The sequence below is a fragment of the Streptomyces sp. NPDC007095 genome (genome assembly GCF_040634475.1).
Classification (GTDB): Bacteria; Actinomycetota; Actinomycetes; order Streptomycetales; family Streptomycetaceae; genus Streptomyces.
This window is the reverse complement of sequence record NZ_JBEYFS010000044.1, coordinates 1-23,334: the sequence shown is the minus strand read 5'-3', so window position 1 is coordinate 23,334 and position 23,334 is coordinate 1. Positions and strand designations below refer to the sequence as shown.

Sequence of the window (23,334 nt, the reverse complement as noted above, 5' to 3'; positions counted from 1 at the left end):
TTGCCAGCCTACGGGGCGCCACTGACAATCGGGCGATCAAGGCCCGGCCGACGGACGCGATCAAGACGAGAACGAGTACGGGCCGGATGATCAAGGCCGGTGGAGGGGGTTCGGGACCGTGCCGTGCACCGCGGCGTGCGGGCGCTCGGGGCGGTCGCGGTAGCCGTCGAGGTGCAGTCGGTTGCGGTTGAGGCACAGGCGCTCGATACGCGGAGTGAGCAGGTCGAACATCTCGTAACGCTCCTTGAGCTCGGGAAAGCGCGCCTGGTGGCGGACGATCTCCGCCCGGACGAGCGACCAGAACTCGGCCTCCGGAACGCCCAGTTGTTCCTCGCAGAGCGGTGCGAGGTAGCGGAAGACCCCCACGAAGAGCCCGGAGTGGATGAACTGGGTCAGGAACGCCGGCGGCTCGGTCAGCAGTACGTTCCGTACGTCGTCCGGCATGGTCGCGTGCTCGGGCAGCGGGTCCGCGCTCACGTTGACGTCGTCCACGAAGTCCTTCACGGCGAGTCGGACGGGGACGTCGTGGTCGTCGAAGACGACGATCGCGTTCTCCCCATGGGGGCTGAACACGGTGCCGTACCGATAGAGGAAGTGCAGCAGCGGCGGCAGGAGCGCGGCGAAGAGACGGCGCAGCCAGACGTTGGGGGCGAGGCCCGAGCGGGCGACGAGCTCCGCCGTGAAGGCGCGGCCGTCCGGGTCGGTGTGCAGGAGCGCGGCCAGGGTGCGCGCGCGTTCACCGGGGGCCAGATGGCTGGAGACCGGCTCGCGCCAGATCGCGCCGAGCAACTCCTTGTACTGATAGGGCACTTCGGGGAGGGCGTCGTACACGGGGTGGTTCACCGTCACCGAGGCGACCTCGCCGAGCAGGATCACTCCACAGGTGTCCCGCAGAAACGGGTCGGCGTCTCTCAGTGCGTGCATCCAGGCGGTGACGGCAGGCGCCGCGAGCGTGCGTTCCGTCGGCAGGCCGCGCCAGACCAGGGTGTTGAGCACGGACAGCGGCAGTTTCACCGTGTGCCGGTCCGGGTGCGAGACGTTGAGGAACGTACGGATCGACTGCTGTGGGAGCCGCAGGTCGCCGTCGGAGGGCAGCGGCACGATCGCTCCCGCGGCTACGGAGGGCGCGAACAGCGGCAGCACGACGTCGTCCCACTGCCAGGGATGCACGGGCAGGTAGAGGTACGACTCCGGAGTGAGCCCACGCGCGCGTAGTACCCCGTCGAAGGACTCCCTGGTGGCGGGGGCGAGTTCGCGCGCGTAGAGCTGTTCGGCGGAGTGGAGGCTCGGGACGCCTCGGTAGGTGGCGAGCGTGGTGTGCACCGCGATCCAGGGAATCTGCGTCGCCCTGCGGGCCTCCGGCGCCCAGTCGGCGGCGTCCGTCGCGGAGAAGCCGAGGCGGCCCTTGTTCAGCACGATCCAGGGGTGGCCGGTCTGGTGGCCCTCCAGTTCGGCGTAGCCGAGGTCGGCCAGTTCGGCCGCCGTATGGGCGTCGCGGTCGAGGCGGGCGTCCGCGGCGAGCGTCGTGCTCAGTTCACGTACCACGTGGCCGAGCGTCGCGCCGTCGATCTCCAGTGTGCCGCGGGCTCGGGTGAGGAAGCCGAGCGGGTCGGTGAAGGGGCACGGTTCCGCTCCTTCCTCGGTGAGGGTGAGCGAGGCGGGGTCGACGCGCCAGCTGTCGTACGAGGCCCGGCGGGCGCGGAAGGAGAGGCTGCCGCCGGCGTCGAGGCGGAGGGCGTAGGGGCGGAGGGTGCCGGTGTGCCCGGTGTTCTCGTGCGAGGTGTTTCGGTGCAGGGTGTTCTGGTGCGGGATGCTCTGGTGGGTAATGTCCTGATGGGGAATGTCATGGTGTGGGATGTCCTGGTGGGCGGAGGCGGGGTTCGGTGAGGGTCGCGAGGAGGCCGCTCCGGCGGAGGAGTCGAGGCCGGTCGCCGGATCGTGCTCACTGCGGAGGGTGGCCACTTTTCCCTCCGCGCCCCGCTGAGCCTCCGAACCCGGCTCCGGCTCCGGTTCCGGTTCCGGTTCCGGTTCCGGTTCCGGTTCCGGTCTGACGATCTCCTCGTGGGCGAACTCGCCGATCATCTTCGCGAGCAGTCGGCGGCCGACCTGGTCCCATCGGTCTTTGCGCAGCTCGGGCGGGTCGTACAAGGCGGGCAGCGCTCCGGAGGCCGGGGTGGCGGATGGATGCGGCACGGGGACTCCTTGACAGGGAACCGGATCGGAACGAGCGGTGCGGTGAGGGCAGGGCGCTACAACAGATCGCGCAGGCTCCGGTCCCGGACCATGAGGGCTGCCCGTTTGCCGGGCAGATCGACCTCGGCGGAGAACCTGAAGCCCGCGCTCAGGAAGGCGGAGACGGAGGGGGTGTTGCGGAGGTCGGGTTCCGCGACGACGCGGGCGCAGGCCGGGCGCTTGTCCAGTACGAGGTCGGCGACGGCTCGGAGCAGGGCGGATCCGAGGCCTCGTCCTCGGTTGGCGACACCGCCGACGAGGAGGTGAAGGCCGGTGTCGTGCGGGCGGGCGGGATAGTGGCGGGCCAGGAGGTCGAGGTCCGCGCGGTAGATCTCCCAGTAGCTCATCGGGGTGCCGTCCAGCACGCCGAGGCAGGGCACACTGCGGCCGTCGCCGTCGAGCTGGCGGCACAGATGTTCTTCGGCGACCGACTCGGGTCCTGCCAGCTCCCAGAACTCCGCCACGGCGGGGTCGTTCATCCAGCGGGAGACGAGCGGGAGATCACGCTCCACGCGGACGGGGACCAGGTGGAAGGCGCCCACGGGAGTGGCGATCGGGCCCCAGCCACCGATGCGGTCGAGCAGATCGTCTCCCCCGGCCGACTCGACCTCGGAGCCGAGGAGCGCGAGGAGCTCGTCGGGCAGGCGCAGGTCGAGGGTGTCCTCGTTGTCCGTGCCCGGCCCGGGGCCCGGGTCGGCGCCGAGGTCGGTGACGGGGGCGGTACCGGCGTCGGTGCTCGCATCGGTGGGAGGCACGGCGACGCTCCTCTCAGGAGACGGGGTGGGGCATGTTCCTCAGGAATGGAGGGGGTTGGCGAGGGTGACGTAGACGGACTGGGTGTCGACCGGGCCGACCAGTTCGTCGAGGCCGTGCAGCCGGGTCAGCAGGTTGGCCTTGCAGCGCAGGACGGGCGAGTCGAGGAGGTGGGCGGGCAGGGGCGTACGCAGTCGGGCCGGGCCGCAGGCCACATCGGTGAGGAAGCGGCGGAAGGCGGCGAGCAGCAGTTGTTCGTCGGCGAGGTGCTGGGAGCCGAACGCGCCGATGAGGCCCAGCACGTTGTTGATCGCCAGGTAGTAGGCGAAGCGTTCGTCGGTGACCTCGTCGGAGACGAAGGTGTCGCTGTGTTCGCCGATGCCGGGCAGCCGGGCGTCCAGTTCGGCGCGCCGGGACGCGCGGAAGTAGAAGCCCTGGTTGTCGCGGTAACGGCCGCCCGTGGGCCAGCCATCGGGGTCCAGCAGGAGCAGGGTGTTCTGCTGGTGTGCTTCCAGCGCGATCCCCGCCTCGCTGTCGAGCCAGAGCACAGGGCGTACGACGTGCTCCAGGTAGCGCAGGAACCACTCGGCGGCGACGGCGCCACGGGGCCTGCTGGTGCGTCCGGCGAGGCGGGTGACGATCTCGGCGAGCCGGGACCGCATCACGGGCCGGTCCTCGGATCCGCCGCGTGCGCCGGGTCGGGCGTGGGGCCGGGGAGAGACGAGCCCCGCGACACAGCCGGCGTCGTCGGTCGGCCCGAACGGGTTGTGGCGGATCATCACGTCGAGCCCGGTCAGGGGGGTGCCGTCCGGGGCGTTGACGGCGAGCCAGGCCGGGTCGCGGACGATGTCGAAGCCCGGGTGGGCGGACTGCCACTGCTTGGACAGGCCGCTGCGCAGCAGACGGTGGACCTCCACGCCGCGGTGGAGCTCCTTGCGGAGGTTCTCACGGCGGGAGTTGGTGATGCGCAGACCCAGCGACAGCTTGAGCATGGCGGGGGCGCCGGAGCGGTAGAGGGTGCGGACGGAGGAGGTCGGGTGCCAGGCGGAGCCGTGCGGGCCGAGGTCCAGGAGCAGTCCGGCGTCGAGCAGGGCCGCGGTCTCGGGTCGGTGCCGGACGTCGGCCAGCTGCCATGGGTGCAGCGGCAGGGCTGCGTAACCGTCGGGCAGGGGCAGCCCGGCTCCGGCCAACCGCGCGGTGAGCTGTTGCGCGGGGACGGGGCGGCCGCGCTCCGTCCATGCCGAGTCGGCGGCCAGGACCGAGGGGGCGACCGCCATCCAGTGCAGGGGGAAGGAGCCGCGCAACTCGGGTGAGTACAGCCGCGCTTCGGTCTCGGAGAGCCCTTCCCGGCTCTTCGGGGTGGGGTGCCACGGGTGTCCCAGCACCAGTGCTTGTTCGGCGGCGAGGAAGAAGTCGGGGGTGTCGGCGGGCCGTTGTCTGCGATCGTTGATGAACACGACGGTCCGCCGCACCGAGTCGGCGACACGGCCGACCAGGTCGGCGCCGTCCCCGGCGGGGCCGGATTCCGAAACGGGCGTCGACGTCCCCTCGGCCGTGCTCGTCGTCCCGTCGCCCGTCGCCGCCTGGCGCGCGAGCAGCGCCGCCACGGTGACGGCGTCGGCCGGCGGTGCCCCCTCGGCGAGGTGCGGAAGGCCGAAGCGGTGCCAGCCGGTCGGGGACCAGTGGTGGACCGGCGTCAGGAGGGAGGTGCCGCTGGCCGGGAGGGGGATACGGAGGGTGCCGTCGGTGGGGGCGGGCAGGTTGTTCTCCCGTACCCAGCAGCGCAACAGGTTCTCGACCGCCGCCGCCTGGGCCGCGGTGTGGGCGGCGGGGTGCTCCAGCAGATCGGCGGTGGCGCCGTGCAGCCGCTCGGTCTCCCGGGCCCCTCCCTTCTGCCGGGGGACCGAGTCGGCCCCCGAAACCGGCGGGGTCTGCGTGCCGCAGGCCGCTCGCTCGTGGGTGTCGGGACGGCCGTCGGGGGCGGGGGTGGCGTTCAAGAGAGTTCCTCGGGGTCGTTCAGGCTCGTGCGGCGACGAACCGGGGCGGTACTGGCGTGCGTGGGGCGTGGGGGGTGGGGCCTGGGGCGTTCCTGGTCGGTCCGGGCGGGCGGTGGTTCGGCGCGAGGGGGTGGTTCGAGTGGGGTGGTCCGAGTGAGGTCCGCGTCCCGTCCGGGGTGGAGGACCGTCGAGGGGGCGCCGTGCGGGCGGGCCCGCGGCGGTTGCAGGTCCTATCCGGCGTGCTCACCGGACACGGAACCCCGACCGTGCCCGGCCGGCCCGTCCAGTCCCGCTCGCGCCACCGTCGCCACCGCGTCCGCCAGTCGGTCGAGCACCGCGGTCGCCTGTTCGTCGCTGATCGTCAAGGGCGGCAGGAGTCGCACCACGCTGGCGCGGCGCCCGCCCAGCTCCACGATCAGACCGCGGCGCAGGCACTCGCGCTGCACGGCGGCGGCGAGTTCGGGGGCGGCGGGCCGGGGGCCGTCGGTGGTGGTGTCCGGGGGTGTCTCGGGATCCACCAGCTCGACGCCGATCATCAGCCCGCGGCCCCGTACGTCACCGATGCAGGGGAACTCCTCGGCGAGTCGGCGGAGTTGAGTGAGCATGCGGGAGCCCAGGGTCGCCGCGCGCTCGGCCAGTCCGTTCTCGCGGACGTACGCGAGGGTCGCCGTGCCCGCGGCCATGGCCAGCTGGTTGCCGCGGAACGTGCCGGCGTGGGCGCCCGGTTGCCAGACGTCGAGGTCGTCGCGGTAGACGACGACGGCCAGCGGCAGACTGCCGCCGATGGCCTTGGACAAAACCATCACGTCCGGGGTGATCCCGCTGTGTTCCACGGCCCAGAAGGCGCCGGTGCGCCCGACGCCGGTCTGGACCTCGTCCGCGATCAGGGGAATGGAGCGCGCCGCGGTGATCTCGCGCATCCGGCGCATCCAGTCGTCGGGCGCGGGAATCACCCCGCCCTCGCCCTGGACGGGTTCGAGGATCATCCCGGCGGGGTGCGGCACGCCGGACTTGGTGTCGTCGAGCAGGGACTCGGTCCAGCGCGCGGCGAGTTCGGCACCGCGCTCACCGCCGATGCCGAACGGGCAGCGGTAGTCCTGGGGGTAGGGCAGGCGCGCGACCCGTACCTCGGTCGCGCCTCCGGATGCTTCGAGCGCCCCCGCGGTCATCCCGTGATAGGCACCGGTGAACGCGAGCATCCCGGTGCGTCCGGTCGCCGCGCGCACCAGTTTGAACGCGGCCTCGACGGCGTCCGTCCCGGCGGGTCCGCAGAACTGCACCCGCGCGCGGGCGGCGAACTCCGGGGGCAGCGTGCGGAACAGCTCGGTGGTGAAGGCGTCCTTGACGGGTGTGGCCAGGTCGAGGACGTGCAGTGGCGCCCCGGAGTCGAGGACTTTTCTGATCGCTTCCAGCACCACCGGGTGGTTGTGCCCCAGGGCCAGTGTGCCCGCGCCGGAGAGGCAGTCGAGGTAACGGCGCCCGTCCGCGCCCTCGATGGTCAGCCCCCGCGCCCGCACGGGGACGATCGGCAGGGCGCGCGCGTAGGTGCGGGCCGCCGACTCGCGCGCCGACTGGCGCCGCAGAATCCCCTCGTGCGCCGCGCGGGCCCCCTCAGACACTCCGGGCACCGTCTCTCGCGCCCCCTCGGCCGCCCCGGGCACCCTTTCCCGCGCCCGCTCGGACGCCACGGGCACACCGTCCGGCCCCTCTCGCCCCGTCCCGGACACGCCCTCCCGCGTCTCCTCGGGCTCGCGCCCCACCGGTACCACCGCAGACTCGGTCACGGCCACGACTTCAGGTCCTCCCGCTGTCCAGAGGCGAGTTGGCAGGGGGCTCTGAGCGCAGGTGGCAAGTCCCCCGTACGTACCAACGACGCGACTCGCTCGGGGAAGCGGGTGAGTCGAAGATCCTTGGGCGTGCCCGGCCCGTCGTCGTCACTCACGAGGGGCGCGCGGTCGCCCGGCGACACGAAGACCGATGCGGAACGGGCCCGGTCCAGGGATGCGGTGCTGCTCCACGTACTCCAGGCATGCGGCGCGTGTGTCCTCGCCGTGCACCGCCTTCCACCCGGCCGGGATCTCCGCGAACGCCGGCCACAGCGAGTGCTGACTCTCGTCATGCACGAGGACGAAGTGGGACGCGCCGTCGTTCTCGAACGGATTCGGCACGGTGTACACCTCACAAACGCGTACGGAACCGCTGTCCCGACGATCCTGGCGAGCCGCTCTACAGGGTTTCCCACGGCGGCTGCCGCCCAGCCCCCGCGCAGGCCCCTCGCGAAAGTAGATTCGGCCGTGGGTGATCACATCCCTGGATGCCGGCCGGATCAGGCAGCCCGTAGCGAAACCGTTGCCGTTCCGGGGGATGTCCCCCACAGCGAGCGCATAGTGTGTGGTGCCGTTCAGAGACACCGAACGATGCACCGGTGTCCCGTAACCGAGGGACTCCGGATCGGCGGATCCTGACAGGTTCTCTTACGTCCAGGGGGAGTTACACCATGCGATCCATACGCCCGTCCTTCGCCGCTCGTCGAGGGAGGAGCGCGCGCCGCAGAACCTCCCCCGTACTGGCCGCCGTCGGCCTGACGGCGGCGCTGGCGCTGACCGCCACCGGCTGCAACTCGGGCGACAGCAACGCGAGCGGCCAGGCCGGCGCGTCGGCGTCCCAGAGCAGCGACGACAAGATCAAGATCCCGGACGACATCAAGAACAAGCTCAAAGAGCACGGGATCGACATCGACAAGTGGAAGAACGGCGCCTGGAAGAACTGGAACAAGGACGACTGGCTGCGCGAGGCCAACGACTTCGTCAACCCCATCATCAAGGGGCTGTGGAACCCGGACCGGATGCGCGGCGCCGACGACCCGGACAAGAACAAGGGCGTCGACGAGAACGACCTCTCCGGTGACCAGGGCGTCACCGACGCCACTCCGGCGCCCGTGGCGGCGAAGGCCATGAGCGCCGCCTACCACGACAGCGTGCCCGAGGCGGGCAAGGTGTTCTTCGACTCTCCCGAGGGCACGATGGTCTGCTCGGCGACCGTGGTCGAGGACCCCGCGCACCCGGGCAAGTCGAACCTCGTGTGGACCGCGGGCCACTGTGTGCACGCCGGCAAGAAGGGCGGCTGGTACCGCAACATCGCCTTCGTGCCGTCGTACAACAACGCCGGCAGGACGTCCGCACAGTTGCAGAACGCCGCCAGGACGGAGGTCGCTCCTTACGGCGTCTGGTGGAGCGACTGGGCGCAGACCTCGGACCAGTGGATCGCGCAGGGCGGCTCCACCGGCGGCCAGGGCGCGTCGTACGACTACGCGGTCCTGCATGTGACGCCGGAGAAGGGCAGCAACGGCAAGTCCCTTGAGGAGACGGTCGGTTCGGCGCTCCCGGTGAACTTCAACGCCCCGGCCGTGCCCAAGGTCGCGAGCATCACGGCGACCGGATATCCGGCGGCGGCGCCGTTCGACGGGCAGAAGCTCTACCAGTGCACCGACAGGCCCGGCCGGCTGTCGATCGCCAAGGCGGACCCGACGATGTACCGCATCGGGTGCACCATGACCGGTGGTTCGTCCGGCGGCGGCTGGGTGGCGACCGGGTCGGACGGCAAGCCCGCCCTGGTGTCCAACACCTCGATCGGCCCGGTCAGCGCGGGCTGGCTGGCGGGTCCGCACCTGGGTTCGGTCGCCAAGGGTGTGTACGACTCGGTGAGCAAGAAGTTCGCGGGCCAGTGAGACGACGATGCGCGGGCCGGTGACCCGACGGGCCTGACAGGGCTCGCGCACGGGTGGCACGGGCGGCGGTGGGGTGGCGCACAGAAACCTTCACCACTCCACCGGCGTTCGTCCTCAAATGCCCGGGCATAGTGAGGTGTCAGCACTTCAACGGGGGTTACACCAGCATGCGTTCCGGGGCGCGGCCGACGCCGCGTTCTCGCCGCCACCGGCCTCGCCGCCGCCCTGGCACTCACCGCCACCGCCTGCAACTCGGGCGACGACAAGGCGAGCGGTCAGTCCACTGCCTCTTCGTCGCAGAACGGGTCCCAGAACGGATCCGGGAGCGGCGACGACAAGATCAAGATCCCGGACGCCGTCAAGGGCAAGCTCGAAGAGCAGGGCATCGACGTCGACCAGTGGAAGAACGGCGGCTGGAAGAACTGGGACAAGGGCAAGTGGCTCAGCGAGGCCAAGGACTTCGTCAACCCGGTGATCGCGGGGCTGTGGAAGCCCGAGCGCATGAAGTCCGCCAAGGACCCTGACAAGACGATCTCGGCGAGGGACGCGGCGGCCGACCAGGGCGTCAGCGACCCGGATCCGGCACCGGTCGAGGCCACGGCGGAGAAAACCCCGTACCACGACCACGCCGCCCCGGTCGGGAAGGTCTTCTTCGACTCCCCCGAGGGCTCGATGGTCTGCTCCGGGACCGTCGTCAAGGACGTCAACCACCCGGGCAAGTCCAGCCTGGTGTGGACGGCGGGCCACTGTGTGCACGCCGGCGGCAAGGGCGGCTGGTACCGCAACATCGCCTTCGTGCCCGCGTACAACGACCGGGGCAGGTCCGAGTCCGAGCTGAGGAACGCCTCCGCCGCGCAGATCGCCCCGTAGGGCCAGTGGTGGGCCGACTGGGCCTCCACCTCGAACCAGTGGATCGCGGGCGGCGACGAGACGGGCGGCGCGGGCGCCCCGTACGACTACGCGCTCCTGCACGTGAAGCCGGAGCAGGGCTCGAAGTCCCTGGAGGAGACGGTCGGCAACGCGCTGGACGTGGACTTCTCGGCACCCTCCGCCCGGGACGTCAGCACGATGGGTGCCTGGGGCTACCCGGCCGCGCCGCCGTACAACGGTCTGAAGATGTTCAAGTGCGTCGACCGGCCGGGCCGGCTGTCGCTGAGCCCGGGCCTGCCGACGATGTACCGCATCGGCTGCACCATGACCGGCGGTTCCTCCGGCGGCGGCTGGTTCCGGGTCGTCGACGGCAAGGCCGAGCTGGTCTCGAACACCTCGATCGGCCCGGCCGACAACACCTGGCTCGCCGGGCCGCAGCTCGGCAAGGGCGCGCAGGCGCTCCACGAGAACATGAGCAAGCGGTGCGGCGGACAGTAGGCGCCGCGCTCACCCGGCCACGACGAGGGCCCGCCCCCTGCGAGAGGGGGCGGGCCCTCGTGCGTCGCTGCGGAAGCGAGGGGCTACAGCGCGATCGGCGCCGGAACGTACGGCGCAAGGTCCGCCGCGAGTTCCTCGTGCACCCGCACCTTGAGCAGGGTGCCCTCCGGGGTGTGCTCCTCGGAGATCACCTCGCCCTCGGAGTGGGCGCGCGCGACCAGCCTGCCGTGCGTGTACGGCACGAGCGCCTCGATCTCGACCGAGGGGCGGGGCAGCTCGTTGTCGATGAGCGCGAGCAGCTGGTCGATGTTCATCCCGGTGCGGGCCGAGACCGCGATGGAACGCTTCTCGATCCGCATCAGCCGCTGGAGGACCAGCGGGTCGGCCGCGTCCGCCTTGTTGATCACCACGATCTCGGGCACGTCGGTCGCACCGACGTCGCGGATGACCTCGCGCACGGCGGCCAGCTGCTCCTCCGGCGCCGGGTGCGAGCCGTCCACCACGTGCAGGATCAGGTCGGAGTCGCCGACCTCCTCCATCGTGGAGCGGAACGCCTCGACGAGGTGGTGCGGCAGGTGGCGTACGAACCCGACCGTGTCGGCCAGGGTGTACAGCCGCCCGCTCGGGGTCTCAGCCCGGCGCACGGTCGGGTCGAGGGTCGCGAACAGCGCGTTCTCGACCAGCACGCCCGCGCCGGTGAGGCGGTTGAGCAGCGAGGACTTGCCCGCGTTGGTGTACCCGGCGATGGCGACCGAGGGCACCTTGTTCCTGCGGCGCTCCTGGCGCTTGATCTCGCGGCCGGTCTTCATGTCCGCGATCTCCCGGCGCATCTTCGCCATCTTCTCGCGGATACGACGCCGGTCCGTCTCGATCTTGGTCTCACCGGGACCACGGGTGGCGAGGCCGCCGCCCTTGCCGCCGCCCATCTGACGGGACAGCGACTGACCCCAGCCGCGCAGCCTCGGCAGCATGTACTGCATCTGCGCGAGCGCGACCTGCGCCTTGCCCTCTCGGGACTTGGCGTGCTGGGCGAAGATGTCGAGGATCAGGGCCGTACGGTCGATGACCTTGACCTTGACGACGTCTTCGAGGTGGATCAGCTGTCCGGGGCTCAGCTCACCGTCGCAGATCACGGTGTCGGCGCCGGACTCCAGGACGATGTCCCGCAGCTCGTTGGCCTTGCCGGATCCGATGTACGTGGCCGCGTCGGGCTTGTCACGGCGCTGGACGACGCCGTCGAGCACGAGCGCGCCCGCGGTCTCCGCGAGGGCCGCCAGCTCGGCGAGCGAGTTGTCCGCGTCCTGAATGGTGCCCGTGGTCCACACACCGACGAGGACGACGCGCTCCAGACGGAGCTGTCGGTACTCGACCTCGGTGACGTCCTCGAGTTCGGTGGAGAGGCCCGCCACACGGCGCAGGGCCGCACGCTCGGAGCGGTCGAACTGCTCGCCGTCCCGCTCTCCGTCGATCTCGTGGCTCCAGGCGACGTCCTCTTCCATCAGGGCATCGGCCCGAAGACCTTCGGGGTAGTTCTGCGCGAGGCTCTGCGCGTCCTGGGAAGGGGAAGAAGAGGAGGTCATTGGATCCTTACGTCGATGGGGACACCGATACGTCACTGGAGGTATCGGTGGCGTCACTGGTGAAACCTGTTCGGCGACGGACACCGCCCGTCACGAGGAACAACGTCCGGGACCACCGGGAGATTCCCGGATTCCGCCGGGCCAACCCTCCGCGGGGCCGCGCCGCCGACCTGATGATGGTCGCACGGCACGTCCCGTCTCGTCACCCGAGTTCTCAGGCGCCCCTGCGCGCCTTCGGGGCGTCGCTCTTCCAGTCCGGGTGCCCGGGCATCGGCGGCGTCTTCGTGCCGTAGAGCCAGGTCCGGAAGAACCCGCTCAGGTCACGGTTCGCGAGAGCGGACGCGAGCCGCTCGAAGTCCGCGGTCGTGGCCGTGCCGTCCCGGTGAAGGGCGACCCAGGCGCGCTCCAGGCGCTCGAAGGCGGGGTGTCCGATCTCCTCACGCAGCGCGTACAGGGCGAGCGCGGCCCCGTCGTAGACGCTCGGCCGGAAGATGCTGATCTTCTGCCCCGGGGAGGGTGCCTTGGGCGCCGCGGGCGGCCCTCCGGCGGCCCGCCAGGAGTCGGAGGCACGGTAGGCCGCCTTCATGCGGGTCTCCATGGGCTTGTCCGCCTTCTCCTCGGCGTACAAGGCCTCGTACCAGGTCGCGTGTCCCTCGTTGAGCCACAGGTCGGACCAGGCGCGGGGGCTGACACTGTCGCCGAACCACTGGTGCGACAGCTCGTGCACCATGACCGACTCGACGTACCACTTGGGCAGCGCGGGCTCCGTGAAGAGGCCTCTCTCGAAGAGAGAGAGCGTCTGCGTCTCCAGCTCGAATCCGGTCTGCGCCTCGGCCATCAGCAGCCCGTAGGTCTCGAAGGGGTACGGGCCGACCTTGCTCTCCATCCAGGCGATCTGGTCGGGCGTCTTCTTGAGCCACGGTTCGAGCAGCTTGCGGTCCTTGGTGGGCACGACGTCGCGGAGCGGCAGGCCGTGCGGACCCTCGCGGTGCAGCACGCTGGAGCGGCCGATGGACACCTGGGTGAGTTCGGTGGCCATGGGGTGCGTGGTGCGGTACGTCCACGTGGTGGACTTGCCGGCACGGTCGACCCCGGTGGGCAGTCCGTTGGCCACGGCCGTGTACCCGTCGGGCGCGGTGACGTGGATGGTGAACATCGCCTTGTCCGAGGGGTGGTCGTTGCACGGGAAGACCATGTGCCCGGCGTCGGCCTGGTTGGCCATGGCGAGGCCGTCCCTCGTCCGCACCCAGCCGCCGTCCCCGCTCCCGGTGGCGACCGGATCGCTCGAGTGCCGGACGGTGATCCGCATCCAGCCGCCCGCGGGCACCGGATCCCTGGGCGTCACCACCAGGTCCTCCCCGGCGTTCGTGAACGTCGCGGGCGCACCGTTGACCTCGACCGACTCCACCTTGCCGTGGGTGTAGTCCAGATTGACGCGCTCAAGCCGCTCGGACGTCACGGCGTCGATCGTCGTGACGGCCGCCAGCGGCTTGTCGTTGACGCCGGGGTAGGTGAAGGAGAGGTCGTACGACTTGACGTCGTACCCGGGATTGCCCAGGTACGGGAAGAGGCGGTCACCGACGCCGAGGGGCGTGGCCGGGGACGGGGCGCTTGCGGCGACGAGACAGACCGAGACGGCGGAGGCGAGGAGCGCCCCCTGGATACGACGGTTCCTGGTGCGGGGGGTGAGCAGCATGGACCACGGCTACCAGCGCGCACCCGCCCCACGGGGACGACTCGCGCCGGACCCACCCGATCGGGTGCTACGGCGTGGCAGCCGCCGCGTGCTGCGCCCGGCTCACGTCGTACACGCCCGGCACGTTCCGCATCGCGCGCATCAGCCCGGGAAGGTGTGCCGCGTCCGGGAGTTGGAGCGTGTACGTGTGGCGTACGCGCTGCTGGCTGGGGGGTTCGACGGTCGCCGAGACGATCGCGACGCCCTCCAGGGCGATGGCTTCGGTGAGGTCGGCGAGCAGATGCGGGCGTCCGAAGGACTCGGCGACCAGCGTGACCCGGCACTCGGTGGTGCCGCCCCAGCGCACTTCCACCTCCGCGCGCCCCGAGCTCTTCATGCGCGCCACTCCGGCGCACTCCACGCGGTGGACGGTCACCACTCCCCCGCGTACGGCGAAGCCGGTCACCTCGTCGGGCGGTACGGGCGTACAGCAGCCCGCGAGGCGTACGGAGGCGCCTGGCAGGTCGACGACGGCGTTCGCGGCGGCGGGGCGGGCGGCAGGGGCGTCGGTGCGGCGGGCGGCGGATGCGTCCGTGGGGCGGGCCGTGGGCGCGTCGGCGGACGGCCTGAGGGCCGCGGCCGGGGTCTCGGGGGTTTCCGGGGCTTCCCTGGCCGCCAGGTCTTCCGTGTCGACGGGCGAGGGGTGTGCGGCCAGCCAGCGTTGGATGGCGATCCGCGCGGCGGGCGTGTGCGCGTGCTCCAGCCACTCTCTGGAGGGCTCCGAGGCGGGGTCCTGGCCCATGAGGAGCTGCACGGTGTCGCCGTCCTTCAGGACCGTACTGAGCGTCGCCAGGCGGCCGTTGACACGGGCGCCGATGCAGGCGTGCGCGTCCTCGCCGTACTGCGCGTAAGCGGCGTCCACGCAACTGGCGCCCTCCGGAAGGCCCAACGAGCCGCCGTCGGCGCGGAAGACGGTGATCTCGCGGTCCTGGGCGAGATCTTCGCGCAGCGTGGACCAGAACGTGTCCGGGTCCGGGGCGCCCTCCTGCCAGTCGAGGAGCCGGGAGAGCCAGCCGGGGCGGGTGGGGTCCACCCGCTCGCCGTCCACAGGGCGTGCGCCGCCGCCCGGCCGGCCCTCGGACTGCTCGTCCGACTGCTCCTCCGAAGGAGGAGCGTAGGGATTGCCGAGTGCGATGACCCCGGCCTCGGCGACCTTGTGCATCTGGTGGGTGCGGATGAGGACTTCGGCGATCTCGCCGTCACCGCTCGCGACGGCCGTGTGCAGCGACTGGTACAGGTTGAACTTGGGGACCGCGATGAAGTCCTTGAACTCCGAGACGACCGGGGTGAGACAGGTGTGCAGTTCGCCGAGGACGCCGTAGCAGTCGGCGTCCTCGTTCACGAGCACGAGGAGACGTCCGAAGTCGGCGCCGCGCATGGGGCCGCGTTTGCGTGACACGCGGTGCACCGAGACGAAGTGTCGTGGCCTTATGAGGACTTCGGCCTGGATCCCGGCCTCGCGCAGGACCGTCCGCACCTCCTCGGCGATCTCGGCGAGCGGGTCGCTCGCGCGCGACGCGTTGTCGACGATCAGTTCCCTGGTGTGCTCGTACTCCTCGGGATGCAGGATCGCGAAGACGAGGTCCTCGAGCTCGGTCTTGAGCGCCTGGACTCCGAGCCGTTCGGCGAGCGGGATCAGCACGTCCCTGGTGACCTTGGCGATGCGCGCCTGTTTTTCGGCGCGCATGACGCCGAGCGTGCGCATGTTGTGCAGCCGGTCGGCGAGTTTGATCGACATCACGCGGACGTCGTTGCCGGTGGCGACGAGCATCTTGCGGAAGGTCTCGGGCTCGGCGGCCGCCCCGTAGTCCACCTTTTCCAGCTTGGTGACGCCGTCGACGAGATAGCAGACCTCGTCGCCGAACTCATCACGTACCTGATCGAGCGTCACTTCCGTGTCCTCGACGGTGTCGTGGAGCAGGGAGGCGGTCAACGTCGTGGTCTCCGCGCCGAGTTCGGCGAGAATCAGGGTCACGGCGAGCGGATGGGTGATGTACGGCTCACCGCTTTTGCGCATCTGGCCGCGGTGCGAGGACTCCGCCAGTACGTAGGCCCGGCGCAGCGGTTCCAGGTTCGCGTCGGGGTGGTGGGCGCGGTGTGCCTCGGCCACGTGGCCGATCGCGTCGGGCAGCCGGTCGCGGGACGTAGTGCCGAGCAGCGCGGCACGACCGAGGCGGCGCAGATCGATCCGAGGTCGGCTCTTCCTGCGGTGCGATGGGGGTTCCCCCTGCTCATGAGGGTCCCCCCGCTCGAGCGAAGTCGAGAGTGGGGGAGAAGCCGAGAGCCCGGGGGAGGGCGTTGCAGGGGCTGGCGTCGCGGGGTTCGTCGCCTCCGCACTCATGGGCACCTCCGGCTGCGTAGACCGGCGGACGGGGTGCCCCATGGCGTACACGGCTCAGGGGTTGGTCCCGATTCCCCCGTCCGGGCCGGTGCTTGATGCTACCGAGCCCACCACGCCCGGCTGACCGCCTCTCGCCGAGCGTGAAACGGATCACCCATTCGAGCGAAGGTTCAGGGGGTTTACGGACGTGAGGATTTGGAAGGAACGGGGGTTACGACATCGTCCGGGACGTCCGTTCAGAACCGGACGGTGTCCAGCCACTCCGCTTCGAGCTCGCCCTCGGCGACGATCACCGCGGGGCCCGTCATCTCGATCTCGCCGTCCGGGCGCTCGGTGATCACCAGGCGGCCACCGGGCACGTCGACGGTGTACGTCGACGGAGTCCCCGTCACGGCCGGGTCGGCTCCGTCGCGGCGGGCCGCCGCGACGGCCACGGCGCACGCGCCCGTCCCGCACGAGCGGGTCTCCCCGGAGCCGCGCTCGTGGACGCGCACGGCGACGTGGTGCGGCCCCCGGTCGACAACGAATTCGACGTTCACCCCGTCCGGGTAGGCCGTGGCCGGAGCGAACGGCGGCGGCGTGAACAGGTTGCCGGCGTGCGCGAGGTCGTCCACGAAGGCGACGGCGTGCGGGTTGCCCATGTTGACGTTGCGCGCGGGCCAGCTGCGCTCGCCGACGCTCACGGTGACGTCCCCCTCGGGGAGGACCGCCTTGCCCATGCCGACGGTGATGCCGCCGTCCTTGGCGAGGTGCACGCTCTTCACGCCCCCGCGCGTGGCGACCGCGATGTCTCCCTCGGCCACATGTCCGGCGCGCTGGAGGTAGCGCGCGAACACCCGCACTCCGTTGCCGCACATCTCCGCGACGGAGCCGTCGCCGTTGCGGTAGTCCATGAACCACTCCGCTTCGGCCGCCATCTCCTTGGCCTCGGGGTGCGCGGCGGACCGAACTACATGCAGCAGACCGTCGCCGCCGATGCCCGCGCGGCGGTCGCACAGGGCGGCCACGGCGGTCGGGGGCAGGTCGATGGCGTTCTCCGGGTCCGGGAGGATCACGAAGTCGTTCTCGGTCCCGTGACCCTTGAGGAAGGCGATCCGCGTGCTCATTCCTCGATCCTACGGGGTCGGTCCGACACCCCGGTCCCGGCAGGGGACCCAGGTGACGGCGGACCTCAGCGGAGGCGGGCGACGCGCCAGACGGCCAGTACCGCCACCGCCGCGACCACCACGACGTACGCGAGCACGACACGCCAGTCCAGACGGCGGCCGGAGCCCCGCGGCGGCAGACCCGGCCAGACGTAGCCGACCCGGCGGGCCGCCATCATGCCCCAGCCCGCGGCGCACGAGCAGATCAGCAGGCCGAGCATGGCGACCACCGCGCCGCCGTCACCGAACTCGAAGGCCAGCGGGAAGGCGAACATCAGGGAGCCCGTCGCGGCCAGGATCACGATCGGCGCGAGCTGCCAGATCCGCAGTCGACGCTGCGGGCGCAGCTCGACCTCGACCTCGGGCGGCACCATCTCGTCCGGTGCCGGCCCGTCGGCACTGACGCCGCCGGAAGGCTCGTCGGGCCCGTCGGAGCTCAGCGGAGCGCCGTCGGCACTCGGCCGCTCGCCGTCGCCGCCCAGCCGGTCCCCGTCAGGGCCCGGCCGATCTCCGACGAAGTCCTGACGATCCAGCGGTTCCTGCGGCTTCTGCTGCGCCTGCGCGGTGTCGTGCTCCGCGTCCTGTGCGGTGTCGCGAGGGCCGGCCTCCATCGCCACGCGCCCTCCCAACTCGGACTCCACTTGGTCGATCGAAGCTCGATGATGGCACGGCGCCGAAGGCCCGGACGGCGGCCGGAGCGTCCCGATGCCATGACGTGATCAGGCTGTGACCGGTCGTTCGACCAACGCCAGGGCGAGCTGCGGGAGTTCTGTGAGATCCGCCGCAGCGCCGCTCAGCCAGTGCACCCGGGGATCGCGCCGGAACCAGGAGTCCTGACGCCGCGCGAAGCGTTTGGTGGCGCGTACGGTCTCGGCGCGCGCCTCGGCGTCGGTGCACTCCCCGGCGAGCGCCGCGAGCACCTGCTGGTATCCGAGCGCACGCGATGCCGTACGCCCCTCACGCAGTCCGTGCGCCTCCAGTGCACGTACTTCGTCGACGAGCCCCGCCTCCCACATACGGTCGACGCGGCGCGCGATGCGGTCGTCGAGTTCGGGGCGCGTGACGTCGACGCCGATCTGCAGGGTGTCGTAGACGGAGTCGTGACCGGGAAGGTTGGCGGTGAAGGGCTTTCCGGTGATCTCGATGACCTCGAGGGCGCGGACGATACGGCGGCCGTTGCTGGGCAGGATCGCGTGCGCGGCCTCCGGATCGGCCGTGGCCAGACGCGCGTGCAGCGCTCCGGAGCCACGCAGTGTGAGCTCCTCCTCCAGCCGGGCCCGCACCTCGGGGTCGGTGCCGGGGAACTCCAGATTGTCGACGGCCCCACGGACGTACAGCCCGGAGCCGCCCACCAGGATCGGCCAGCGGCCCTCGGCGAGCAGCGCGTCGATGTGGGCGCGGGCGAGCCGCTGGTACTCGGCGACGCTGGCCGTGACGGTCACGTCCCAGATGTCCAGGAGATGGTGCGGGATCCCGCCGCGCTCCTGCGTCGTCAGCTTGGCGGTCCCGATGTCCATCCCTCGGTACAACTGCATGGAGTCGGCGTTGACGACCTCACCGCCGAGCCGTTGGGCGAGGTAAACGCCCAGATCGGACTTTCCTGCGGCGGTCGGTCCTACGACGGCGATGACCCGGGGGGCGGGGGGTGCGCTACTCACCGCCTCAGTCTCGCAAACCTCGGGACCTCTCCTCGAACGAGGTACGTGACGCCACGGGCCCGGGGTCGTTGCCTGTTGCGAGGTTCCAGCCGCCGGTTTTCGAGAACCGGTGACCCGTGCGACGCAATGGGACGCACCGGGTGACGCGGGATTTCGCCCTCACGAGTAACGTATGGAGTGGATATGGGCGTTTTTGCACGACTTCTTGGAAGGTCGAAGGCTACGGAAGAGGCGTCAACCGCCGCGGTGGAGGCCGACACACAAACGGCCGAGACCGAGGCGGAGGTGACGGAGGAGGCGAAGGGTTCGCCCGAGAAGTCCGAAGGCTCCGCGAGCCCGGCCGGCTCCGCGGGCGAAGACGGGGCCGCCGCGACCGAGCCCACGGGGTCCGCCGCGTCGGACGATGTCGAGATCCCTCAGCAGCAGACCGCAGAGAAGGCCGCGGACAACGAGGCCGGCGAAGGCGCCCGCACGTAACTGTCCCGCGAGGGAAGGTGGACCATGAGTCTCCTGGACAATTTGAAAGCCAAGCTGGCACCCGCCAAGGACAAGGTCTCGGACCTCGCGCAACAGCACGGGGACAAGGTCACTCACGGTCTCGACAAGGCCGCGAAGGTGGTCGACGAGAAGACCAAGGGCAAGTACAGCGACAAGATCCAGACGGGCACGGGCAAGGCGAAGGGCGCCATGGACCGACTCGCGCACAAGGAAACCGACGGCGCCACGCCGCCGCCGGACATGCCTCCACCGCCTCCGGCGTCCTGACGGGCACATATCGGCACGCATCACGCATCGGCGGACGGCCGCGGAGCACACCGGGCTCCCGGCCGTCCGCCGTGTCCGGGTCACCGTATCGGGGCTCGACTCTGTCGGCCGGCGGCTTTCCCGGGCGGAGTCCTGAGAGCTCCAAGAGCCCTAGGACCAGGCCGCCACCACGTACCCCACCCCGTACGGCGCGTCCTCGTACAGCAGGGCGCCGCCCAGGTCCGCACCCTCGGCCGCGCCCGCGAGGACTTGCCAAGGGGCCCGCCCGGAGACCTTCAGTTCGTAGGCCAGCTCGGCGTCCAGCGCCTTGAGGGCCGCCACGTCCGCCGCGCCCAGCGCCCGCGCGACCTCCGCGTCGAAGCCCGCCGCGCGTTCGTCGAGATAGCCGGGTGCCTTGAGCGTCCGGCACGCGCTGGCGTCGCCCATCACCAACAGGGCCACCCGGTCGGCCCGTGCGAGGATCCCCGCCCCGGCCCGGACACAGCGCTCGGCCTCGAGAGGTTCGCCCACGCCGAGGCCTTCGACGGGGGCGTCGGACCAGCCCGTGCGCTCCAGCAGCCAGGCGGCGACGGCGAGCGAGGGCGGAAGCGGGCGCTCCGGCGCCCCGGCAAGCGACACCCCTCCCCCGAGGCGTACGTCGAGGTCCACACCGAACCCGCGGAACGAGCCCGGCGCCCCCTCCGGAAACGGCCCGCGCGCGCTCTGTTCGGCGGGCCCGACGACGACCAGCAGGTCGGGGCGCGAGGCGGCCAGCACCCCCAGAGCGTCCGTGCAGGCCGCGCGCGCGGCGGTCAGTTCCGGTGCCGCACCGGCGGCGACCTCGGGGACGAGCAGCGGCGGACAGGGGCAGACTGCGGCGGCTACAAGCATGATCGGCAGCGTAACCCCGCCCGGCCGCTCCCGGAGCCCCCGCCCGGGGTCAGTCGCAGCCGCACCCGCTGCCGGTGGCGACCGGCAGCGGCTCCGGGGCACCGATCCTCGGCAGCCCCAGCATCACACCGGCGGGCTTCGGTGCCTCGGCCGCGTTGCGCCTCTCCCAGGCGTCCCCCGCGCGCGTGCGGCGCACATCCAGGACAGCGCCCTCGGCGAGCAGGTGGTGCGGGGCGGCGTAGGTGATCTCGACGGTGACCACATCACCGGGGCGTACTTCCTGGTCGGGCTTGGTGAAGTGGACCAGGCGGTTGTCGGGGGCACGGCCGGAGAGGCGGTGGGTGGCGCCGTCCTTGCGGCCCTCGCCCTCGGCGACCATCAGCTCCAGGGTGCGGCCGACCTGCTTCTTGTTCTCGTCCCAGGAGATCTCCTCCTGGAGGGCGACGAGCCGCTCGTAGCGCGCCTGGACGACCTCCTTGGGGATCTGGTTCTCCATGGTGGCGGCCGGGGTGCCGGGGCGCTTGGAGTACTGGAACGTGAACGCCGCCGAGAAGCGCGCCTCCCGCGCCACGTGCATGGTCTGCTCGAAGTCCTCCTCGGTCTCTCCGGGGAAGCCCACGATGATGTCGGTGGTGATGGCGGCGTGCGGAATGGCTGCGCGCACCTTCTCGATGATCCCGAGGTAGCGGTCCTGTCGGTAGGACCGGCGCATCGCCTTCAGGACCGGGTCCGAACCGGACTGCAGCGGCATGTGCAGCTGCGGCATCACGTTCGGTGTCTCGGCCATGGCGGCGATGACGTCGTCGGTGAAGTCACGGGGGTGCGGGGAGGTGAACCGGACCCGCTCCAGGCCCTCGATCTGCCCGCAGGCCCGCAGCAGCTTGCTGAACGCCTCGCGGTCGCCGATGTCGCTGCCGTACGCGTTGACGTTCTGTCCGAGCAGTGTGATCTCGGAGACGCCCTCGCCGACCAGTGCCTCGATCTCGGCGAGGATGTCGCCGGTCCTGCGGTCCTTCTCCTTGCCGCGCAGCGCCGGGACGATGCAGAAGGTGCAGGTGTTGTTGCAGCCCACGGAGATGGAGACCCAGGCCGCGTACGCGCTCTCTCGGCGGGTCGGCAGCGTGGACGGGAACGCCTCCAGCGACTCGGCGATCTCGACCTGCGCCTCTTCCTGTACGCGGGCGCGCTCCAGGAGGACCGGCAGCTTGCCGATGTTGTGCGTACCGAAGACGACGTCCACCCAGGGCGCCTTCTTCACGATGGTGTCGCGGTCCTTCTGGGCCAGGCAGCCGCCGACGGCGATCTGCATCCCGGGGCGCTTCGTCTTCATCGGCGCGAGGCGGCCGAGGTTGCCGTACAGCCTGTTGTCGGCATTCTCCCGGACGGCGCAGGTGTTGAAGACGACGACGTCCGCGTCACCGTCGGACCCCTCGGGCGCGCGCACGTAACCGGCGCCTTCGAGGAGCCCTGAGAGCCGTTCGGAGTCGTGGACGTTCATCTGGCACCCGTAGGTGCGCACCTCATAGGTCTTGGGTTCCTGGACGTCCACTGCCTGACTCCGGTCGCTGCTGCTGGTCATGGCTCAAGGGTAGGCGGTTTCGGGAGAGCCCCCGCCCGAGGGTTTCGAGGAGCGGGCCGCGCCCGACCACGAGGTCGGCAGCCGTCCCCACCGGGCCGAGGGGGCCCGTGATGCAATGGGGCACCACAGAACGGATCTCGGGGTGGAGTGGGGCGTGTTGAGCGACGGTGGGGCCGATGCGGGGAGTTTCCAGCCTCTGGAGGACGGCGATCCTCGGGTCGTCGGCGGCTACCGGCTGGTGGCACGGCTCGGGGCCGGGGGCATGGGACGGGTCTATCTCTCGCACACGCCGGGCGGGCGGGCCGTCGCGGTCAAGGTGATCCGGCCGGAGCTGGCCGAGAACGCCGAGTTCCGCAAGCGGTTCCAGGCCGAGGTGGCCGCCGCGAGCCGGGTGCACGGGCTCTACACGGCTCCGGTCGTGGACAGCGACACCGGTGGATCGATGCCGTGGTGTGCGACCGCCTATGTGCCGGGGCCTTCCCTCGCCGACGCGGTACGCGATCACGGTCCGCTGCCCGTCGACACCGTGCTGCGGCTGATCGCCGGTGTCGCGGAGGCTCTGCAGGCGGTGCACCGCGAGGGCATCGTGCACCGGGACCTCAAGCCGTCGAACGTGCTGCTCGCCGCGGACGGGCCGCGGGTCATCGACTTCGGTGTCGCGCGGGCCGCGGATGCCACGTCGGTGACGATGAGCGGCACCGCCCTCGGAACCGTCGCCTACATGGCTCCGGAGCAGGTCCTCGGCGGGGATGCCATGCCGTCGGCCGACGTGTTCGCGCTCGGGCAGACCGCGGTGTTCGCGGCGACGGGCGGCGGCGCCTTCGGGGACGGGGATCCGCACGCGGTGCTCTACCGGGTGGTGCACGAGGAGCCTGATCTCAGCCGCGTGCCGGTGGAGATACGGGAGCTGGTGGCACGGTGTCTGCGCAAGCCCGCCGCCGAGCGGCCTTCCGTCGAGGAGGTCATACGCTCCGTCCAGACGATCCAGGCGGATCTCGGTGCCGAAGCGCGGTCCGCGTCCGGGGCGTGGCTGTCGGGCGAACTGGCGGCGGGTATCGCGGCCCGGGCCGAAGACGCGGATCGAGCGCGGGCGGAGGCGGTTCCGGACACTCACGCTTCCGGAGCTGCGGGGACTTCGGGGGCTTCGGGGGCCTCCGGAGTGTCTGGGGCTTTCGGACCCGCTGGATCCGGCGCCTTCGGACCCGCCGGTCCAGCCGGCCCCGGCGCCTTCGGGCCGCCGATGGCCTACTCCCCCACCGCGCCGTCCCATGCCACGCCGTCCCACGCCGCGCTGCCCGGACCCTTCGTGATGGGGCCAGGGGCCGCGCCGGGTCCGTACGCTCCGCATCCCTGGCCGCAGCCGCAGGAGCCGGACGCCGCCCGGACCTCCGCGGTGGGCACGGGCGGCAAGGGCCGCAAGGCCCGGGGCTGGGTGTTGTCGGCAGCCGCGGTCGTACTCGTCGCCGGTGGCGCGGCCGCCGCGCTGCTGCCCCTTCTCTCGGTGGCGGACCACGTGCTGCGCAGCCGCGACTACGTGAACGTCGTCGTCGCCGGCAAGCAGCCGTGCTTCGACTGGCTCTCCAT

At 71.3% G+C, this 23,334-nt stretch carries 17 protein-coding genes and 1 pseudogene; 5 read left to right on the top strand and 13 right to left on the bottom strand.

What is annotated here, in order from left to right; genetic code table 11:
- Positions 1–90 precede the first annotated feature (90 nt).
- From ABZ656_RS17345 to ABZ656_RS17325, 5 genes are all read right to left on the bottom strand, one after another.
- Positions 91–2,193, bottom strand: coding sequence for an IucA/IucC family siderophore biosynthesis protein (locus tag ABZ656_RS17345; RefSeq protein WP_360268828.1), 2,103 nt, complete (start codon positions 2,191–2,193; stop codon positions 91–93).
- 56 nt (positions 2,194–2,249) lie between these two features.
- Positions 2,250–2,987: a GNAT family N-acetyltransferase gene (locus ABZ656_RS17340; RefSeq protein WP_101401063.1), complete on the bottom strand. Its 738-nt coding sequence runs from the start codon at positions 2,985–2,987 to the stop codon at positions 2,250–2,252.
- Between the two features lie 39 nt (positions 2,988–3,026).
- Positions 3,027–4,850 (bottom strand): IucA/IucC family protein, encoded by a 1,824-nt coding sequence (locus ABZ656_RS17335; RefSeq protein ID WP_360268867.1) that lies wholly within the window; start codon positions 4,848–4,850, stop codon positions 3,027–3,029.
- Between the two features lie 362 nt (positions 4,851–5,212).
- Positions 5,213–6,610, bottom strand: coding sequence for a diaminobutyrate--2-oxoglutarate transaminase family protein (locus ABZ656_RS17330; RefSeq protein ID WP_101403798.1), 1,398 nt, complete (start codon positions 6,608–6,610; stop codon positions 5,213–5,215).
- Positions 6,611–6,916: 306 nt separating this feature from the next.
- Positions 6,917–7,150: an MbtH family protein gene (locus ABZ656_RS17325; protein ID WP_101403797.1), complete on the bottom strand. Its 234-nt coding sequence runs from the start codon at positions 7,148–7,150 to the stop codon at positions 6,917–6,919.
- Positions 7,151–7,479: 329 nt separating this feature from the next.
- Here ABZ656_RS17325 and ABZ656_RS17320 point away from each other — a divergent pair, with 329 nt between their 5' ends.
- Entirely contained in the window at positions 7,480–8,709 is a 1,230-nt protein-coding gene (locus tag ABZ656_RS17320; RefSeq protein ID WP_360268824.1) for a hypothetical protein, read from the top strand.
- A gap of 225 nt (positions 8,710–8,934) precedes the next feature.
- Positions 8,935–10,077, top strand: a pseudogene (locus ABZ656_RS17315) (hypothetical protein).
- 83 nt (positions 10,078–10,160) lie between these two features.
- Here ABZ656_RS17315 and hflX read toward each other — a convergent pair.
- The 6 genes from hflX to miaA all read right to left on the bottom strand — a co-directional run bounded on the left by hflX (position 10,161) and on the right by miaA (position 18,536).
- The gene (gene hflX, locus ABZ656_RS17310) at positions 10,161–11,657 is read right to left on the bottom strand and encodes a GTPase HflX (RefSeq protein WP_101401059.1); all 1,497 of its coding nucleotides are present in this window, start codon (positions 11,655–11,657) and stop codon (positions 10,161–10,163) included.
- A 214-nt stretch (positions 11,658–11,871) separates the two neighbouring features.
- Positions 11,872–13,353, bottom strand: a complete 1,482-nt coding sequence (locus tag ABZ656_RS17305; protein ID WP_101401058.1) for a M1 family metallopeptidase — start codon at positions 13,351–13,353, stop codon at positions 11,872–11,874.
- A gap of 67 nt (positions 13,354–13,420) precedes the next feature.
- Positions 13,421–15,733 carry an HD domain-containing protein gene (locus ABZ656_RS17300; RefSeq protein WP_101401057.1) on the bottom strand — a complete coding sequence of 771 codons (2,313 nt, stop codon included), beginning with the start codon at positions 15,731–15,733 and terminating at the stop codon, positions 13,421–13,423.
- Between the two features lie 236 nt (positions 15,734–15,969).
- On the bottom strand, positions 15,970–16,839 hold the full coding sequence (gene dapF / locus ABZ656_RS17295) for a diaminopimelate epimerase (RefSeq protein ID WP_360268819.1): 870 nt from the start codon (positions 16,837–16,839) through the stop codon (positions 15,970–15,972).
- Between the two features lie 65 nt (positions 16,840–16,904).
- Positions 16,905–17,495: a hypothetical protein gene (locus ABZ656_RS17290; RefSeq protein WP_101401055.1), complete on the bottom strand. Its 591-nt coding sequence runs from the start codon at positions 17,493–17,495 to the stop codon at positions 16,905–16,907.
- A gap of 102 nt (positions 17,496–17,597) precedes the next feature.
- Positions 17,598–18,536, bottom strand: coding sequence for a tRNA (adenosine(37)-N6)-dimethylallyltransferase MiaA (gene miaA / locus ABZ656_RS17285; protein WP_101401054.1), 939 nt, complete (start codon positions 18,534–18,536; stop codon positions 17,598–17,600).
- Positions 18,537–18,782: 246 nt separating this feature from the next.
- Between miaA and ABZ656_RS17280 the strand changes: the two genes are divergently transcribed.
- Together ABZ656_RS17280 and ABZ656_RS17275 are read left to right on the top strand one after the other, a co-directional pair.
- On the top strand, positions 18,783–19,013 hold the full coding sequence (locus tag ABZ656_RS17280; RefSeq protein WP_360268815.1) for a hypothetical protein: 231 nt from the start codon (positions 18,783–18,785) through the stop codon (positions 19,011–19,013).
- 24 nt (positions 19,014–19,037) lie between these two features.
- Positions 19,038–19,301, top strand: a complete 264-nt coding sequence (locus tag ABZ656_RS17275; protein ID WP_101401052.1) for an antitoxin — start codon at positions 19,038–19,040, stop codon at positions 19,299–19,301.
- 150 nt (positions 19,302–19,451) lie between these two features.
- Here the strand turns inward: ABZ656_RS17275 and ABZ656_RS17270 are convergent, their stop codons facing one another.
- The gene (locus ABZ656_RS17270) at positions 19,452–20,171 is read right to left on the bottom strand and encodes a class III extradiol dioxygenase subunit B-like domain-containing protein (protein ID WP_101401051.1); all 720 of its coding nucleotides are present in this window, start codon (positions 20,169–20,171) and stop codon (positions 19,452–19,454) included.
- A gap of 49 nt (positions 20,172–20,220) precedes the next feature.
- Positions 20,221–21,750: a tRNA (N6-isopentenyl adenosine(37)-C2)-methylthiotransferase MiaB gene (gene miaB, locus ABZ656_RS17265; RefSeq protein ID WP_101401050.1), complete on the bottom strand. Its 1,530-nt coding sequence runs from the start codon at positions 21,748–21,750 to the stop codon at positions 20,221–20,223.
- A 157-nt stretch (positions 21,751–21,907) separates the two neighbouring features.
- On the opposite strand from miaB, the gene ABZ656_RS17260 reads away from it, so the two are divergent.
- On the top strand, positions 21,908–23,334 hold a 1,427-nt coding region (locus tag ABZ656_RS17260), incomplete at its 3' end, for a protein kinase (RefSeq protein WP_360268810.1).

Bases quoted from the DNA above. Each gene is read 5' to 3' on its own strand.
- ABZ656_RS17300 (WP_101401057.1), bottom strand. From the start codon at position 15,733: ATGAGTGCGGAGGCGACGAACCCCGCGACGCCAGCCCCTGCAACGCCC.
- ABZ656_RS17275 (WP_101401052.1), top strand. From the start codon at position 19,038: ATGAGTCTCCTGGACAATTTGAAAGCCAAGCTGGCACCCGCCAAGGAC.
- miaB (WP_101401050.1), bottom strand. From the start codon at position 21,750: ATGACCAGCAGCAGCGACCGGAGTCAGGCAGTGGACGTCCAGGAACCC.
- ABZ656_RS17320 (WP_360268824.1), top strand. From the start codon at position 7,480: ATGCGATCCATACGCCCGTCCTTCGCCGCTCGTCGAGGGAGGAGCGCG.
- hflX (WP_101401059.1), bottom strand. From the start codon at position 11,657: ATGACCTCCTCTTCTTCCCCTTCCCAGGACGCGCAGAGCCTCGCGCAG.
- dapF (WP_360268819.1), bottom strand. From the start codon at position 16,839: ATGAGCACGCGGATCGCCTTCCTCAAGGGTCACGGGACCGAGAACGAC.
- ABZ656_RS17305 (WP_101401058.1), bottom strand. From the start codon at position 13,353: ATGCTGCTCACCCCCCGCACCAGGAACCGTCGTATCCAGGGGGCGCTC.
- ABZ656_RS17270 (WP_101401051.1), bottom strand. From the start codon at position 20,171: ATGCTTGTAGCCGCCGCAGTCTGCCCCTGTCCGCCGCTGCTCGTCCCC.